Genomic DNA, 16,831 nt, shown 5'->3' on the forward strand with positions numbered 1-16,831 from the left:
CGAAGAAACCCGAAGGTTACTTTCTGTCTCTTGCAGTGCAAGTGTCGGCTCTTCCCGGCACTCACACCTATCGGTTGTTCTGTTTGTTAAAGAGCGGTGCTGCGTTTGTTGCTGCAGCGAAGGAGGTGAACTATACAGAGGCGGATCCAGCCGGTCAAGCACTTTCCTACACCAGCTGCAAAATCCGCCCCACAGCGCCCAGCCGGCGCTATTTACGCAAGCGGGCAAACGCGGCCGCCATGGCGGTATCCGACGCCGGGGCACTCGATTGCGTCCGTTGACGCGATTTAGCGCTCTCGCCACCGCGCGGCGTCGCGCGCGCACCCACCTCGTCATCCAGACGCATGGTCAGGGCAATGCGCTTGCGCGCCACATCCACCTCCAACACCTTGACCTTGACCACATCGCCGGCCTTGACCACCGCTCGCGGATCTTCCACATAACGCTTCGACAATGCCGAGATATGCACCAAGCCATCCTGATGCACCCCGATATCGACGAAGGCGCCAAAATTGGTGACGTTGGTCACCACGCCCTCCAATTGCATTCCGGGCATTAGGTCGGACAACGACTCCACTCCTTCCTGGAAGGTCGCAGTGCGGAACTCCGGCCGAGGATCGCGCCCCGGTTTGTCGAGTTCCTTTAGGATATCCACCACGGTCGGCAGGCCAAAACGTTCGTCGGCGAAATCCACCGGTCGCAACCCACGCAAAAATGCGCTATCGCCAATCACGCCGCGCATATCGCGCCCCGACCGGGCCACGATCTTTTCCACCACCGGATAAGCCTCGGGGTGAACCGCCGAGCCATCGAGCGGATTAGTGCCATCCATGATGCGCAGAAAGCCAGCCGCTTGCTCAAAGGTTTTATCCCCCAGCCGAGGCACGCGCTTGAGATCGCCTCTGGCGCGAAAAGCGCCGTACTGGTCGCGGTACGCCACGATATTACCGGCCAAGGTCTGATTCAGGCCGGACACGCGAGTCAACAACGGGGCCGATGCCGTATTGACATCCACGCCGACCGCATTGACACAATCCTCCACCACGCCATCCAGCGCGCGCGCCAGTTGCCCCTGGTGCACATCGTGCTGATACTGACCAACGCCGATGGATTTGGGGTCGATTTTCACCAATTCGGCCAGCGGATCTTGCAAACGACGGGCGATCGACACCGCTCCGCGCAGACTGACATCCAACCCCGGAAACTCCCCCGCAGCCAACTCGGAGGCCGAATAGACCGAGGCCCCCGCCTCGGACACCATCACGCTAGTCAACCCAAGCTCCGGATGCTGCCGAATCAGCGCTTGCGCCAGCTTATCGGTTTCGCGACTGGCGGTGCCGTTACCGATGGCCAGCAGCTCTGCGCGATGCCGAGCCGCCATTTTTGCAAGCTCGGCGATCGAGCGGTCCCAATCGTTGCGCGGCGCATGTGGATAGATGGTCGCCGTTTCCAGCAGCTTACCGGTATCGTCGACCGCCGCCACCTTGACCCCCGTGCGCAAACCCGGATCCAGGCCGATGGTGACGCGCCGGCCAGCCGGCGCCGCCAACAGCAGGTCGCGCAAATTGCCGGCAAACACCTTGATGGCCTCTGCCTCGGCAGCCTCCTTGAGGCGGGACATCAGTTCCAACTCTAAAGAAAGGAACACGCGCGCGCGCCAACACAGACGAATCGAATCCAACAGCCATTTATCCGCCGGCCTGCCACGGTCGGCCACAGCAAAGCGCTCCGCCATCAGACGTTCGTAGGCGCTACGCTCGGTCAGCGGCGTCTCGTCCGGCTGATACTTGATCGTCAACTGCAACACACCTTCATTGCGCCCGCGCAGCAACGCCAAAGCGCGATGCGACGGCATGGCGTGCAAAGCCTCGCGATGCTGGAAGTAGTCGGAGAATTTGGCACCCTCCCCCTCCTTGCCCGACACGACCTCCGCCGCCATCTCGCCTTCGCACCACAGCTTCTCGCGCAAAGTGCCGAGCAAGTCGGCATCCTCGGCAAAGGTTTCGATCAGAATAGCGCGCGCTCCGTCGAGCGCCGCACGGACATCGGCCACGCCGCGGCTTTCGTCCACATAGGCTGCCGCAGTCGCTTCGGGTTCAAGCGAAGAGTCGGCCAACAGCATTTCGGCCAACGGTTGCAGGCCGGCTTCGCGGGCGATCTGCGCCTTAGTGCGACGCTTGGGCTTATAGGGTAGATACAGGTCTTCGAGGGTGGTCTTGTTATCGGCGGCAAAAATGGCCTGCCGCAATGCCGGCGTCAATTTATCCTGTTCGGCAATCGATCGCAGGATCGCCTCGCGCCGCTCGTCCAGTTCGCGCAGATAGGTCAAGCGTTCATCCAGCTTGCGCAATTGAGTATCGTCGAGGCCGCCGGTCACTTCCTTACGATAACGAGCGACAAACGGCACCGTGGCGCCACCATCGAGCAATTCGACCGTGGCGGCCACCTGATTTTCACGCACCTGCAATTCTGCCGCGATCCGGCTGGCAATACTTGGCAACATCGGCAATATCTTGTGTTTTTGGGGAAGGCGTTACTGTAGCCGGTTGGGAAACAAAATCAAGCAGCTTATCGGGCACGACAAAAAGGCCGGACATGCCGGCCTTAAAAAAACGCACTACGTCAAACACCTAGGATGCCATCAACCAGGCTTGCGCCACCGCACTATCGTCGAAATATTGCGAGTGACCGCGCGTCATGAGCCCGGCGAGATGAGCCGCCAGCTTAATCCAAACATCGCTAACCACGACCGCCACCCGGCCGAAATCCTTATCATGGGCACGCACGAAGCGCAGTTCCTCAAGCGCCATGTCCAGGGTAAAGTCCTTCAGTTCGGATAAATCGAGCAACACATGGGGATGACCGATCTCCGCCGTGCGCTTGAGCAAGGCCTCCTCGAACAGCTTGAAATCGGCCAGGGTGAACTCGTTGAACAACGCCACATCCAGTCCGTACGACTGCTCACGAATCGAGATCATTTGTCAGCTCCTGAATATCAACCCAGTTATTTCATTCTAGCTTCAAAGCCAATTGGCGTCAGGTTCGCGGTTTAACGAACTGCGCCGAATAACAAAGCAACGCCAAATTCTTGCGATAACCCTTGTATTCGGATGCATTGGCCGCGCAACGCATCTCAAGGACTTTTTTACGATCCTTGCGCTGGAAGATGTGCAAGTTGCGCCGCACGATCCACAACCGGCCGGAAACATAGCGCCCCTCGCGATAATCCAACACCAGCCTGCCGGCCTTGGGCAAGTAGTGCATGGTTTGCGCCGCCTCGCGATCACCGTCCTGAGTCCGGAATTGGGCCGCGAGCCCGGCCAGTGTCTCGCCTTGACGCCATGAACGCAGACGCACCGTCACATCGATGGCGGCACGTTCGCGCTGGTCGGCTTTGGGTGGCACCACTCGCAGTTGGCGCATACCGTTGAAGGTTTCCGCGCGTACACGCCACCCTGTCGGCACAGTCAACTGTACCCCACTGACGACATCGGTGTAGAGATAGGAAACCGAAGAGCGTGCGGCATGCTGCACTACCACGGGAGGCGGGGCCGCAGAGACGGCGAGTGACACCAGCAAGAATGAGGCCGTAATAAAACGCGTATACCAGGTCATTGCATCAACAAAAAAGGCGTGGAAACCCACGCCTTTTCATTGTGCACGCAAAGCCGGCGTCAGGCCAGCGGCAAGTCGCCCATCTTTCGGCGATAGAACTCGTGGAAGTGCCGCATCCCCTCCTCCGTCGGCGACTGATACGGCCCTGTCTCGTTTCGACCGTCGAGCCACAAGGCGCGGCGTCCGTGATGCATGCGATAGCAGATCTCGTCGTCCTCCTTGGCTGTCTCGAAATAGGCGGCTTGCTCGGCTTCGATGAATTCGGGCTCGAAATAGATCACTTCTTCCGGGTAGAAGAACTCGGTAACGACGGAGCATTTTTCCGGGCCGCGCGGTAGAACCACGCTAATGACCAACGAATGCGGGTACCACTCGACCATAATGTTCGGGTAGTACGTCAGCCACAACGCGCCGAACTCCGGACACTGGTCGGCGTAGCGGCGCAACACTTCCTTGTGCCACTCGCCATACACCTTGGAACCAGGCCGGCTCAAGCGGTTCTTAATCCCAACCGATTGGACGTGGTATTGGCTACCCCACTCCCACTTCAAGTCGCCGCAATCGACGAAATTACCAAGCCCCGGATGGAACGGGTCGACGTGATAATCCTCGGAATACACTTCGATGAAGGTTTTCCAGTTGAAGTCGTACTCGGTGACGTGAGTGCTGTGGTAGGCGAAGCCCGCGAAGTCCATGTACTTGGCAACGCCGAGCCGCTCCAGATCCTGGCGCACATTACGCTTGGCATCGAACAGCATACCGTGCCAGGAGACCAGCGGCGTCTGCCCCAGATTGAGGCAGGGCGTTTCCGGAAACAACGGGGCGCCGATCAGTTGCCCATGGTTGTCATAGGTCCAACCGTGCAGGTTGCACACCACGTGATTGCCGTTACCACGGCCCTGGTAAATGCGCGCCTGACGATGGCGACAAACATTGGACAACAACAGCACCTCGCCGCCTGCGCGCTTGAGCATTTTGCCGTGATCGAGCCACTCGATGGTGTGATAGTCGCCTTCTTCAGGCACCATCAGCTCGTGCCCATAATAAACAGGGGCATCGGCAAACAATCGCTCCAGCTCCAGTCGATGAATGGCGGGATCGAAATAAGTATTAATGGGAAGCTGGGCAGCAGCCGGTTGCAACAGCTGCGAAGAAGCCAGATCAGACATTATTCCCACACCTCCAGGATAAAGAAGTATAAGACCAGCCGAATCTCGCCTAAAACGAGTTTACGGAACGCTACAAATCAGAATGAAGGCCATATGACGGGCCAGGGGTTGAATTCTGGCTCGACTTCACCCAAAGGGCAAGCAGTTTGCTGTAAAAAACAAGAAAACGTGGCCCATATGCCAAAAATTTTTGCCAAACCACAATTTAAGCACAAAAAGAGCAGCAAAAACCCATACTCCATCAATAGGTTATCTTTTTTTCGCTTTCACAAATCGTAAAAACATTAGTGATTTGGCAATTTTCCACATTGGAACTTTTGTGCAACACAACATACGCAGCCTCTTGATGTGCATCAATCTCAAGAGAATCATGCGCCGCCACCACTGCACAGCAAGGCGCCATAGGCGTAAATAGTGCACTCGTTCAGCGCGAGCGGGCTGCATGTCAAACCATCGGGGAGAAGGCACTCGGCGGATGCGTTATACTGCATCGCAACATCGAACGGGGCCTGGCAGCGACATTTAGCCCCCGACTCGACGCGAGCGACACGGCTTAAAACCACATTTGCCAAATGGTTTTTTTAAGATTCGTCCGGGCAGGCGGAATTCGACCCGATCCACCTGATATTCAGGGAATTGAGCCCGCACGAGTCTTGGCCACATAGGGCAGCAAAGCGTTGATGATCGTACAGGCTCGCCCAAGCGGCGACCCGGCTTCAAGGACCCGAACAATGCATACATTCTTTTTGGCCCCCATCGGTTTCGATGTCGGTTTGACCTCCGTCTCGCTGGGCATGATCCGCTCGCTGGAACAAGCCGGGCTGTCGGTCGGCTTCGTCAAGCCGATCGCTCAAGGCAACAACGACAAGGAAACCGAGCGTTCCACCCACTTTGCTCGTGCCATCTGCCGCGCAGACGCGCCGCAACCGATCCCGATGGAGCATGTGGAAAAACTGTTGGGCCAAGGCCAAGTCGATCAGTTGATGGAAGAAATCGTCAGTCTGTATCGCAAGGTCGCCAACCAAAATGTCGACGTCGTGGTGGTCGAAGGCCTGGTGCCCGACCAGAAGCATGTCTTCTCGACCTTCCTTAATACCAAGATCGCTCGCAACCTCGAAGCGCAAACCATTCTGGTCGGCTCGGTAGGCCAGCTTAGCGACAATGAGATCGCCGAACAGATCGACCTGAGCGTCCAGTCCTTCGGCGGACACGGCGGCCAAATTGCCGGTGTGATTCTCAACCGCGAAAGTCACAAGCGCGATGTCGAGGCGGTACGCCAACAAGTGCTGGCCGGTAGCAAATGGGCGCAGGATATCGGCTTGCCGATTCTGGGCGTCATTCCGGATCAACACTCGCTGCTGGCTCCTCGGACGCTCGACATGGCACGCCATCTCAACGCGACCATCATGCACCCTGGCAAAATCAGCGAGCGTCGCGTCAACTCGATCGTCGTCACCCTGCGTACGGCGCCGAATTTCATTCATCTGCTCAAACCGGGCGCGCTGGTGATCACCAGCGGCGACCGGGAGGATGTGATCCTGGCAACCGCCATGGCCAGCATGAACGGCGTGCCGCTGGCCGGCCTGCTGTACACCTGCGATTCGCAGCCCGACCCCCGCATCCAGCAATTGTGTCACCACGCCTTTACCAGCGACCTGCCGGTAATGATCAGCGCGCTCAACACCTTCGAGACCAGCAGCATCCTGACCCAGATGGGCAAGGCCGTGCCGGAGGACGACACCGAGCGTATGGAACGGGTCATCGAGCATATCGCGGAAAACCTGGATGCCGCCAAGCTCAAGCAGTTCGTCGGCGAACCGCACGAAGCGCGCCTGCCGCCGCCGGCCTTCCGCTACCAACTGCGCGAGAAGGCCCGTCAGGCCAACAAGCGCATCGTGCTGCCCGAGGGCAACGAGCCGCGCACCATCCGTGCCGCCGCCATCTGCCACGAAAAGCACATCGCCCGCTGCGTGCTGCTGGGCGACCCGATCGAGATCCAGCGTATCGCCGACAACCAGGGCATCGTGCTGCCGGCTTCGCTGGAAATTCTCGACCCGAACCAGATCCGCAGCCGCTACGTGCCGCCGATGGTCGAACTGCGCAAGAACAAGGGGCTGAACGCGCCGATGGCCGAGCAGCAACTGGAAGACAACGTGGTACTCGGCACCATGATGCTGGCGCTCGACGAAGTCGACGGCCTGGTCTCCGGCGCCGTGCACACCACCGCAAACACCATCCGGCCCGCGCTGCAATTGATCAAGACCGCACCGGAAGCTCGTCTGGTATCCAGCGTGTTCTTCATGTTGATGCCGGAACAGGTGTTGGTCTACGGCGACTGCGCGGTCAACCCCGATCCGAACCCGGAAGAATTGGCCGATATCGCCATCCAGTCCGCCGACTCGGCCAAGGCCTTCGGCATCGAACCGCGCGTGGCGATGATCTCCTACTCCACCGGCAGCTCGGGTAGCGGCAGCGATGTGGAAAAGGTGCGCGAAGCCACGCGTATCGCCCGCGAGAAGCGCCCGGATCTGATTATCGACGGCCCGATGCAATACGACGCCGCCTCGGTCGAAAGCGTCGGACGCCAGAAAGCGCCGGGCAGCGAAGTCGCCGGCCGCGCCACCGTGTTCATCTTCCCCGACCTGAACACCGGCAACACCACCTACAAGGCGGTTCAGCGTTCGGCCAACGTCATCAGCGTCGGCCCGATGCTGCAAGGCCTGCGCAAGCCGGTCAACGACCTGTCGCGCGGCGCCCTGGTCGACGATATCGTCTACACCATCGCCCTGACGGCCTTGCAAGCGGGACAAAAGTAAGCGCACTTCTCTTTCCGTCCGCTAAAGCCCCTGTTTCGACAGGGGCTTTTTTGCGTTTGGAAACATGCACATCGCATGATTTGGCCATTGATTCAAGCAAACATTTGTTTTAAAGTCTGCAAAAAAATATATTCAATTGGGATACCGCAAACCGCAATAGCCAATCCAGGAGTAATCGATCGATGGCAGCATCCACCCTCACCGCATGGTTCATTCCGGAATCGATCCGGCAATCCCCCGAGCAATCGATCAAGGCGCGCACCGTGGTGGGCGTGGCACTGTTGGCCGGGATCATCGCGCCACTGTTCGCCATCGAATACTTCAAACTCAACCATCCGACCATGGCCTGGGGGATCGTCAGCGGCGGAATGGCGCTGTTGTCCGGCCCGCTGATTCTCAAGTTGACCGGCGCCCTGCGCTTTACCGCCGAATTCATCATCGGCGCCATGTTCTGCATGGTGTGCTGGATGGTCTATGTCAACGGCGGCATCATGTCGACCAGCATCGTCTGGTTCGCATCGATCCCCTTCACCTCGATCTTCGTCAGCGGTAGACGTTCGGGCGTGGTCTGGACGCTACTGGCACTCGCTGCCATCGGCATGTTCTTCCTGCTGTCCGGCCAGGCGGGCTGGCTACCGACAGTACCGATCGACCGTAGTTTGGTACCGACGCTGCAAGCCAAGTCGCTGGCCGGTCTGACCCTGATGGTGCTGGTGCTGGCCATGTCCTACGATAAGGCCAAGGTGCAAAGCTTTGCCAAGCTCGACGAGGCCCGAAACCAAGCGGAGGAAGCTAGCCTGGCGATCAAGTCCATGCTCGAGCAGGTCACCCGTTCGATCCACGATGCCTCCAGTGCCAGCCGCGAGATCGCCCAAGCGACGCGTAAGATGGCACAGACCATGACCGATCAGCGTGAACGGGCCGAAGACATGGTGGTGGTGGCACAGCAGATGGCGGTGGTGACCAGTCAGAATACCGAGCAGTCGCACTCCGCCACCAACATGGCCCAAAGCACTGGGGAACAGGCCAATAAAGGCGGCCTGGCCATGGATCAAGCAGTCGGCCAACTCGATCAAGCCTCCCGGGTCATCACCAACGCCGCCCAGCGACTGGAAGAACTGGGCCAACGCAGCGTCGAAATCAGCAGCATCGTCCAATTGATCCGCGACATCGCCGACCAGACCAATCTGCTGGCGCTCAACGCAGCCATCGAGGCGGCACGCGCAGGCGAGTCCGGACGCGGTTTTGCCGTGGTGGCCGATGAAGTGCGCAAGCTGGCCGAACGCACCCAGCAGGCGACCGAGGGTGTGGAACAGAAAATCAAAATGATCGTCGATGGCACCAGCCAAGCCATCGATGCGATGCGCGACGGCAGCCGGCAGATGCAGGCCGGACAGGAAAACAGCAGCTCGGCGCAGCAGCAGCTGGGCGACATCATCCGCGATACGCGCGAACTGGCGGGCATCCTGAGCGAGGTCGCCACCGCCGAAGCCAAGCAAAACCAAGGCTTCGGTCAATTCGCCAACGACATCACCGCCGTGGGCGAATCCACCCGCGTGTTGACCCACGAAGTCCACACCATTGCCGAGGCGATTCAGAAACTGGACGGGCTGATGGCCGAACTGGGGCAATCGATGCGCCAATTCTCCGGCGCAGCGGCCTGAAATGCGCCGGAAGCGAGCAAAGCGGCAGTGTTATAATTGCCGCTTTTGATTGCGACGACCGGCAGCACAATGAAATCCGACTCCTCCTTGCACGCCCTCAAAACCGCCTTGGCAGACTGCCTGATCCGCGACCGCCGGCCCTTGTCGGCCAAGTTGCGCGAAGCCGAGGCGCGTGCGCGCAAGGGACAGCCGGCCGATCGGTCGATCGCACAGATCGAGGCCCAGATCGCCCGCTCGCAAGCGCGCGTGGCGGCCAGACGCGCGCATCTGCCCACCCCGACCTTCGACGACAGCCTGCCGGTCAACCAGAAGCTCGAAGACATCCGCAACGCCATCGACCGGCACCAGGTCGTGATCGTGTGCGGCGAAACCGGCTCGGGCAAGACCACTCAGATCCCGAAGATCTGCCTGACCCTGGGGCGCGGCGTGCACGGTTTGATCGGCCATACCCAGCCGCGGCGGCTGGCGGCGCGCTCGGTTGCCACGCGCATCGCCCAGGAGTTGGGCTCGCCGCTTGGCGAGCATGTCGGTTTCAAAGTGCGTTTCACCGACCAACTATCGGAAAAAAGTGTCATCAAGCTGATGACCGACGGCATTCTGTTGGCAGAAACCCAGACCGATCGCCAACTGGAAGCCTACGACACCATCATCATCGACGAAGCGCACGAGCGCAGCCTGAACATCGATTTCATGTTGGGCTATCTCAAGCAACTGCTGCCGCGCCGACCCGATCTGAAGGTGATCATCACCTCGGCCACCATCGATGCCGACCGCTTTTCGCGCCATTTCGACAACGCGCCGGTCATTGAGGTTTCCGGTCGGCTCTACCCGGTGGAAATGCGGTACCGCCCCTTGGCCGAACGCGACGAAGACGAGCGCGAAATGGAGATGGAAGACGCCGTGGTCGAGGCGGCGCAAGAGCTGATGCGGCTGGGTAGCGGCGACATCCTGGTGTTTCTTCCCGGCGAGCGCGAAATCCGCGAGACCGCCGAGAAGCTGCGCAAGGCCGGCATACGGGGACTGGAGATCCTGCCGCTATTCGCCCGGCTCTCCAACGAGGATCAGCAGCGCATCTTTCGGCCCAGCGGCGGTCGGCGCATCGTCCTGGCCACCAACGTGGCGGAAACCTCGCTGACCGTACCCGGCATCCGCTACGTCATCGATACCGGCCTCGCGCGCGTCAAGCGCTATAGCCCGCGCGCCAAAATCGAGCAGTTGCTGGTGGAGAAGATCTCCCAGGCGGCGGCACGGCAGCGCGCCGGCCGTTGCGGACGGGTCGAGGCCGGCGTGTGCATCCGGCTGTACGGCGAGGACGATTTCAACGCGCGCTCGGCCTTCACCGATCCGGAGATCCTGCGCGCCAACCTGGCGGCGGTCATTCTGCGCATGGCGGCATTGCGGCTCGGCCGAGTCGATGCCTTCCCCTTCATCGAGCCCCCCTCCTCGCGCCAGATCGCCGACGGCTACCAGGTATTGACCGAGCTGGGCGCGCTCACCGAGTCGGGCGAACTATCGAAAATCGGCGAAGAACTGGCGCGCATCCCGACCGACCCGCGACTCGGCCGTATGTTGCTCGCCGCACGCGACTTCCACTGCGTGCGCGAAATGTTGATTATCGCCTCGGCCCTGTCGATTCAGGATCCACGCGAGCGTCCGTTCGAAGCACGCGATGCGGCGGAGCGCGCGCATACCCGGTTCGTCGACGACAAATCCGACTTTCTGTCGTTCCTGCACTTGTGGGACTTCTACGACGAGGCTCACAAGCACAAGAAATCGACGCGCCAACTGATCAATCTATGCCATGACCACTTCCTGTCGTGGATGCGCATGCGCGAATGGCGCGAGTTGCATGGCCAACTAGCCGAAATTGCCGGCGAACTAGGCTTTCGCGCCGAAGCGGTACCGGCAAACGCAGCAACGACGGAAAAGGCTAAGCAAAAGCTGGATCTGGTGGCCTACGAAAACCTGCACAAGGCACTGTTGACCGGTCTGATCGGCAATGTCGGCATGAAATCGACCGAGGGCGACGACTATCTCGGCGCCCGCGGCAGCCATTTCCTGATCTTCCCCGGCTCTGGATTAAAGAAGAGCAAACCGAAATGGCTGGTAGCGGCCGAACTGGTCGAGACTTCGCGCCTATATGCGCGCTCGGTGGCCAAGATCGAACCGGAGTGGATCGAGAAACTGGCGCCGCACCTGGTCAAATACCACTACTTCGACCCGCATTGGGAAAAGGCGCGTGGCGAGGTGGTCGCCAGCGAGCGCGTCACCTTGTTCAGCCTGACGCTGGTACCGCGCCGACCCGTCAGCTACGGCCGCATCGCGCCTGCCGAGGCTCGCGAGTTGTTCATCCGCGGCGCGCTGGTGGCCATGGAATACACTAGCCAAGCGCCGTTCTTCCAACACAACCAACGCTTGATCCGCGAAGTGGAGCAACTGGAGCACAAGTCGCGACGACAGGACGTGCTGGTGGACGAAGAGGCACTGTATAGCTTCTACCACGAGCGTATCGGCGCCGAGGTGGTGGACGCCGCCAGCTTCGAAGTCTGGCGCAAGGACGCCGAGCACCTGGAACCGAAGAAACTATTCCTGACGCGCGACGAACTGATGCGTCATGCCGCGCAGCACGTCACCGAGAACCAATTTCCGGAATGGATGGAAACCGCTGACGGCCGGCTGCGCCTGAAATACCGCTTCGAACCGAACCACCCGCTCGATGGCGTGACGGTCGACGTACCGTTGGCGATCATCAACCGACTGCAACCGGCCTGCTTCGAATGGCTGGTGCCGGGTATGCTGCGCGAGAAGGTGCAGGCGTTGATCAAGGCACTGCCCAAGCAGATTCGCCGCAACTGCGTGCCAGTGCCGGACTTCGTCACGCGTTTCCTGGATGCGCAACCCGACAGACAACAACCGCTGAGCACCCAACTGGCGGACTTCGTTGCCAAGGAAACCCGCGAGCATCCGGGTGCCGATGCCTTCGCGCAGGCCGAATTGCCCGCACACCTGCTATTCAACTTCCGCGTCATCGACGACGGCAAGCAAGAGCTTGGTAGCGGCCGTGACCTGCTTCTGCTTCAGCGCCAATTCGGCCAGGCGGCGCAGCTGACCTTCCGCGACACCTCGGCCGAATTCGAGCGCGACGATGTCGCCAGCTGGGACTTCGGCGATCTGCCGGCCTCGATCCAGTTCGCACGCGGCCGCCAGCAACTGACTGGCTACCCGGCGCTGGTGGTGGAGCAGGAGCGCATCGCGCTACGCTTGTTCGACACCGAGGCCGCCAGCGAGCACGCCCATCGCGGCGGGGTCGTCCGCCTGCTCCAGCTACAACTGAAGGAGCAGATGAAGCAAATGGGCAAAGGTCTGCCGGGCATGACCCAAAATGCACTGCAATTGCGCACAGTGGCCAATGCCGACGAATTGTTGGCCGACGCCATCGCCGCCATCTGCGATCGCGCCTTTATCGGCGACGATCCGCTGCCGCGTAGCGAAAAGCAATTCAACGAGCAGAAAGCACGCGCCCGTACCCGGTTACCGGCGGTCAGCCAGGCAGTAGTGCAATATCTCGGGCAGATCGCCCAGGAATACCAGACACTGTCGCTGCGTCTGGCAAAGCACCGGCTAAGCCAGGAATTGCGCCTACAGCTCGATGCACTGGTCTACCGCGGTTTCCTCGCCGCCACCCCCTGGAGCCACTTGCCGCATCTGCCGCGCTATCTGAAAGCCATGGGCCTACGCATGGACAAGCAGCCGGCCAACCCGCAGCGCGATGGACAGCGCGCGGCGGAAATTCGCCAGCTGTGGGACATGTGGCAGGCGCAGGTCGCCGAACGCCGGCAACAAGGCGAGGTTTCACCGGCGCTAGCCGATTTCCGTTGGCAGATCGAGGAACTGCGGGTGTCGTTGTTCGCCCAGGAACTCAAGACGCCCTACCCGGTTTCGCTCAAGCGCTTGCAGAAGCTCTGGCACGATATCAAGTAAGCCGCGGCTGCGCACCAGCCGCGAATTAAATGACATAGAACAAGTGGCCGGGCTATTCCAAGCTTGCCGCAGTCAGTAAAATGTCACTAGCGATATATCGAGGCGGAATAGCGGGGCCATGACAGAAAAAACGGGCACGATGCGACAGGCCAAAGTACCTGGCGACCTGATCGAGGTCGGCCAGTCGCTGCCGTTTGATATTTTTGCCGAGCACGGCTTTCTGTTGATGAAGAAGGGGCACTATGTCCTGACCGACGAGCAGAAGAAGAAGCTGGAGCGCATCGGCGTCACGCAATTCGTCACCGAAGAGAAAATCGAAGAAGGCGGTTACGGCGACGCCACGCAAGAAAGCAAGCACCTGCTGCCCGGTCCGTTCGACGAGATGTCGCACCTGTATCAGCGTACGCGGGCGCTGCTGCGTCAGGCCATGCACGTCAAGGACTTCCCCGGCGCCGTCCTCAGCGTGGCACAAAGCATTCTGCTGCTGGCGCAAACCCAACCCGATGCCGTTGTCGCCTCGATCCTGCTGGCGCCGTTTCGCGAATATGCGCCGGCGCATTCGGTACATACTGCCGCCATGCTGGCGCTCCTGACGCGGCGCATGTCGCTACCGCCCCGTCATCGAGAAACCCTGCTGTGCGCTGCGTTGACCATGAACATCGCCCAGGTCGAGCTGCAAAACGAACTGTTCGGCCAGCAGGCCGCATTGACCCGAACCCAGCAGGAGGAGATCAAGTCGCACCCGCTACTGGGTTCGGCCATTCTGCGTGAAGCCGGCGTCGAGGACGAACTGTGGCATACCCTGGTCCAGACCCATCACGAATCCTGGACCGGCGGCGGTTACCCGTTCTCTCTAGGGCGCGAGCAGATCCTGCCGCCGGCGCACATTCTGCATCTGGCCGACATCGTCTGCGCCAAGCTGACGCCGCGCCGCTACCGTTCGGCGCTGTTGCCGGCCACCGCGCTTGGGCAGATTTTCCAGCGTAAGGATGCGGAATTCGACGAAGCCTTCACCACGCTACTGATCAAGGAGCTGGGCATCTACCCGCCGGGCAGTTTCGTCAAACTGGCCAGCAACGAGATCGGCGTGGTCACCTATCGCGGCAATAAGCCGAGCACACCGCAAGTGGCGGCCTTACGCAAGGTCGACGGCCCGGCCTACGCCGAGCCGTTGATCCGCGAGTCGCGCAACCCCGCCTACAAGGTTCTCGAGCCCTGCTCGTCGCTATTGAGCGGCGTGCGCCCGGGATACCTCGGGCGCCTGTGGAGACTCTGACGTAAGAGCGGTTTCAACCGCGATTTACTGGCGGCGGCCAATCGCGGTTGAAACCGCTCCCACGGCCGCTCCCCTTAGTGAGCCTCGCCCACCGCCGGACCGGCAATCGTGCGCTCGTCGGGTGCCATGGCCCGCACGACTTGCTGACAGTCGGCGAACTCCACGCTCTGCAGTACCCCCTGCCAGTGCGCCGCATCGCGCTGACCGTGCATACGCGCCAGCCGGCGTGCCAACGCCTCGCAGGGCGGTGCCGGCAGCTCGGCCAACAGCGTGTCGAGCAAATCCGGACGATTGCATAGCAAAACCATGTCGCAGCCCGCATCGAGGGCGGCACGCGCGCGCTCGACGATACCGCCGGCGACCGCCGCGCCCTCCATCCCCAGATCGTCGGAGAAGATCACGCCATCGAACGCCAGTTCGCCGCGCAGTACGTCTTGCAGCCAGATACGCGAAAACCCGGCCGGCAACGCATCCACAGCCGGGTAGACCACATGCGCCGGCATGACCGACCCCATGCCGGCCTTGGCCATGCGTGCAAACGGCAGCAGATCGGCGCGGCGGATCGCATCGAGCGTGCGTTCGTCGCGCGGCGTCACATGGTGCGAGTCGCCCTCAACCCAACCGTGGCCGGGGAAGTGCTTGCCGCAGCTCGACATACCGCCGCGCGCCAGCCCGCGCTGTAACGCCAGCGCCAATTCCGCCACCACCTCAGGATCGGCCGCGAACGCTCGGTCTCCGATAACCGCGCAACGCGACCAATCCAGGTCGAGCACCGGGGTAAACGATAGATCGAGTCCGCAGGCGCGTAACTCGGCCGCCAGAACATAGCCGACCGTTTCGGCGCGCGCACGCGCAAGTTCGGCGTCCTGTTGCCACAGTTCGCCCAGGCGACGCATCGGCGGCAGGCGGGTAAAGCCCGGCAGGAAACGCTGCACGCGCCCCCCCTCGTGGTCGACGGCAACCACCAGGGCGGGGTTGCGTAGCGCACGGATTTCCCGCGTCAAGGCGCACAATTGTTCGATCGACTCGAAGTTGCGGCGGAACAGGATCACGCCGCCGACCTTCGGGTGGCTCAGTGTCTGACGTTCTTGCTCGCTCAGGACCAGGCCGGCGACGCCGACCATCACCGGGCCGAGCGGCAGGTTTTGGGCTTGTGTCATGGGAGAATCTCTCGGGTTGTCGGCGCGTCGAGGCGCTCGAGGACGACAAAGGCGAGCGCATAACTGCGCTCGTCGCTGATAGAGACATGATGCGCGACGATGCCGCGCGCCGCCATGTAAGCGGACAGTTTCGGCGAAAAAGCCAGCGTGGGTTTACCGGCGGGGTCGTGCTCCAGACGAATGGCCGTCAACAGCACGGGATCGCGCAAACCGGTACCCAGCGCCTTGGACAGCGCCTCCTTGACTGCGAAGCGCTTGGCGAGGAAACGCGCCGGGTCGCCGGCGGCCTGCCAGTCGGCAAGCTCCTCCGGCGCCAGAATATGGCGCGCGGGGCCGTCCGGGTGGCGTGCGAGCAAGTCGACCATCCGTGCGATTTCCACCATGTCGGTACCGATGCCGGCGATCATGCGGACTCCTGCTCGGTCTGCCAATTGAGCGACTGCAGTAATTCGCGCGTCGCGAGGCGAGCGTCCGGCCCCATCAGTTCCTCCAGGAGAAGCCGCAGCAGGCCGCGTGCCTCGCGCCGAGTCAACTCGGTGGAAAAATCGCCGGCGGCCATGGCCAGCAGCGTCGCGCCGCTAACCAGCGCTTGGTGATTTTCCGGTTCGAAGCCGCGATCCAGCACAGGCGGGAAGCCCGGCCGGCAAAGGTAGAGCCGCTCGGGCGCGACCGTGGCGCCGTCCTCGTCCTGCGTCAATTCCGGCGCATAGCCCAAAGCGCGGATCAGCGCCAACTCGAAGCGCCGCAACAACTCGCCCGGCGCTTCGCCGCTCGCCAAACCGCGCACGGCGCGGTCGTAGATGCGCCAAATGTCGCCTTGCGCATCCTCGCGCGCCAGCAAGCGCATCAGCAGTTCGTTCAGGTAGAAGCCGCAAATCAGTGCGAGCCCGGACAATTGTCGCACTCCGCCCTGCCAATCGGCAGCGTGCAGCGTGCGCACCTCGTTCTTACCGAACCAGGATAGCGTCAGCGGTTGAAACGGCAGCAGCAATCCGCGCAGCTCGGCGCGCGGGCGCCGAGCACCCCGCGCCACCAGTCCGAGCCGGCCATGCTCCGGCGTCAGGACTTCCAGCAGCAGGCTGGTTTCGCGGTAGGGCCGGGCATGCAGGATATATGCCGGCTGTCGATCGACCTTGCCCGGATTCATAGC

Annotated in this window: 12 protein-coding genes; 4 read left to right on the plus strand and 8 right to left on the minus strand. The window is 61.3% G+C overall.

Annotation, left to right across the window (positions count from 1 at the left end):
• Positions 1 to 208 precede the first annotated feature (208 nt).
• Genes DFP86_RS08205 through DFP86_RS08220 form a run of 5 tightly spaced genes read right to left on the minus strand, consistent with a single transcriptional unit; the run spans position 209 to position 4,784 of the window.
• Positions 209 to 2,503, minus strand: coding sequence for a Tex family protein (locus tag DFP86_RS08205; protein WP_133680034.1), 2,295 nt, complete (start codon positions 2,501 to 2,503; stop codon positions 209 to 211).
• Positions 2,454 to 2,630, minus strand: coding sequence for a hypothetical protein (locus DFP86_RS19445; RefSeq protein WP_208108267.1), 177 nt, complete (start codon positions 2,628 to 2,630; stop codon positions 2,454 to 2,456). Before DFP86_RS19445 ends, DFP86_RS08205 begins: the two co-directional genes overlap by 50 nt.
• Positions 2,631 to 2,978, minus strand: a complete 348-nt coding sequence (locus DFP86_RS08210; protein WP_133680036.1) for a SpoIIAA family protein — start codon at positions 2,976 to 2,978, stop codon at positions 2,631 to 2,633.
• Positions 2,979 to 3,036: 58 nt separating this feature from the next.
• Positions 3,037 to 3,615 carry a hypothetical protein gene (locus DFP86_RS08215; protein WP_133680038.1) on the minus strand — a complete coding sequence of 193 codons (579 nt, stop codon included), beginning with the start codon at positions 3,613 to 3,615 and terminating at the stop codon, positions 3,037 to 3,039.
• 59 nt (positions 3,616 to 3,674) lie between these two features.
• Complete coding sequence (locus DFP86_RS08220) at positions 3,675 to 4,784, minus strand: aromatic ring-hydroxylating oxygenase subunit alpha (RefSeq protein ID WP_133680040.1); 1,110 nt, start codon at positions 4,782 to 4,784, stop codon at positions 3,675 to 3,677.
• A gap of 731 nt (positions 4,785 to 5,515) precedes the next feature.
• On the opposite strand from DFP86_RS08220, the gene pta reads away from it, so the two are divergent.
• The 4 genes from pta (at position 5,516) to DFP86_RS08240 (ending at position 14,521) form a co-directional block, all read left to right on the plus strand.
• Positions 5,516 to 7,600: a phosphate acetyltransferase gene (pta, locus tag DFP86_RS08225; RefSeq protein ID WP_133680042.1), complete on the plus strand. Its 2,085-nt coding sequence runs from the start codon at positions 5,516 to 5,518 to the stop codon at positions 7,598 to 7,600.
• Between the two features lie 182 nt (positions 7,601 to 7,782).
• A complete protein-coding gene (locus DFP86_RS08230; protein ID WP_133680044.1) occupies positions 7,783 to 9,264 on the plus strand; it encodes a methyl-accepting chemotaxis protein in 1,482 nt (493 codons plus the stop codon).
• 69 nt (positions 9,265 to 9,333) lie between these two features.
• Positions 9,334 to 13,245 carry an ATP-dependent RNA helicase HrpA gene (gene hrpA, locus DFP86_RS08235; RefSeq protein WP_133680046.1) on the plus strand — a complete coding sequence of 1,304 codons (3,912 nt, stop codon included), beginning with the start codon at positions 9,334 to 9,336 and terminating at the stop codon, positions 13,243 to 13,245.
• Between the two features lie 118 nt (positions 13,246 to 13,363).
• Positions 13,364 to 14,521 (plus strand): HD-GYP domain-containing protein, encoded by a 1,158-nt coding sequence (locus DFP86_RS08240; RefSeq protein WP_133680048.1) that lies wholly within the window; start codon positions 13,364 to 13,366, stop codon positions 14,519 to 14,521.
• Positions 14,522 to 14,595: 74 nt separating this feature from the next.
• Here the strand turns inward: DFP86_RS08240 and nagZ are convergent, their stop codons facing one another.
• From nagZ to recO, 3 genes are read right to left on the minus strand one after another with little or no spacing between them, the layout of a single operon-like run.
• Entirely contained in the window at positions 14,596 to 15,681 is a 1,086-nt protein-coding gene (gene nagZ, locus DFP86_RS08245) for a beta-N-acetylhexosaminidase (protein ID WP_133680050.1), read from the minus strand.
• Positions 15,678 to 16,088 carry a holo-ACP synthase gene (acpS, locus tag DFP86_RS08250; protein WP_133680052.1) on the minus strand — a complete coding sequence of 137 codons (411 nt, stop codon included), beginning with the start codon at positions 16,086 to 16,088 and terminating at the stop codon, positions 15,678 to 15,680. Before acpS ends, nagZ begins: the two co-directional genes overlap by 4 nt.
• Positions 16,085 to 16,828: a DNA repair protein RecO gene (gene recO / locus DFP86_RS08255; RefSeq protein WP_133680054.1), complete on the minus strand. Its 744-nt coding sequence runs from the start codon at positions 16,826 to 16,828 to the stop codon at positions 16,085 to 16,087. The genes acpS and recO overlap by 4 nt, the downstream gene beginning before the upstream one ends.
• Positions 16,829 to 16,831: the final 3 nt, after the last annotated feature.

This window comes from Paludibacterium purpuratum (assembly GCF_004363805.1).
GTDB lineage: Bacteria > Pseudomonadota > Gammaproteobacteria > Burkholderiales > Chromobacteriaceae > Paludibacterium > Paludibacterium purpuratum.

Excerpts from the sequence above, each read along its gene's own strand:
- DFP86_RS08205 (WP_133680034.1), bottom strand. The coding sequence starts at position 2,503 with ATGTTGCCAAGTATTGCCAGCCGGATCGCGGCAGAATTGCAGGTGCGT.
- DFP86_RS08210 (WP_133680036.1), bottom strand. The coding sequence starts at position 2,978 with ATGATCTCGATTCGTGAGCAGTCGTACGGACTGGATGTGGCGTTGTTC.
- DFP86_RS08215 (WP_133680038.1), bottom strand. The coding sequence starts at position 3,615 with ATGACCTGGTATACGCGTTTTATTACGGCCTCATTCTTGCTGGTGTCA.
- DFP86_RS08220 (WP_133680040.1), bottom strand. The coding sequence starts at position 4,784 with ATGTCTGATCTGGCTTCTTCGCAGCTGTTGCAACCGGCTGCTGCCCAG.
- pta (WP_133680042.1), top strand. The coding sequence starts at position 5,516 with ATGCATACATTCTTTTTGGCCCCCATCGGTTTCGATGTCGGTTTGACC.
- DFP86_RS08230 (WP_133680044.1), top strand. The coding sequence starts at position 7,783 with ATGGCAGCATCCACCCTCACCGCATGGTTCATTCCGGAATCGATCCGG.
- hrpA (WP_133680046.1), top strand. The coding sequence starts at position 9,334 with ATGAAATCCGACTCCTCCTTGCACGCCCTCAAAACCGCCTTGGCAGAC.
- DFP86_RS08240 (WP_133680048.1), top strand. The coding sequence starts at position 13,364 with ATGACAGAAAAAACGGGCACGATGCGACAGGCCAAAGTACCTGGCGAC.
- nagZ (WP_133680050.1), bottom strand. The coding sequence starts at position 15,681 with ATGACACAAGCCCAAAACCTGCCGCTCGGCCCGGTGATGGTCGGCGTC.
- acpS (WP_133680052.1), bottom strand. The coding sequence starts at position 16,088 with ATGATCGCCGGCATCGGTACCGACATGGTGGAAATCGCACGGATGGTC.
- recO (WP_133680054.1), bottom strand. The coding sequence starts at position 16,828 with ATGAATCCGGGCAAGGTCGATCGACAGCCGGCATATATCCTGCATGCC.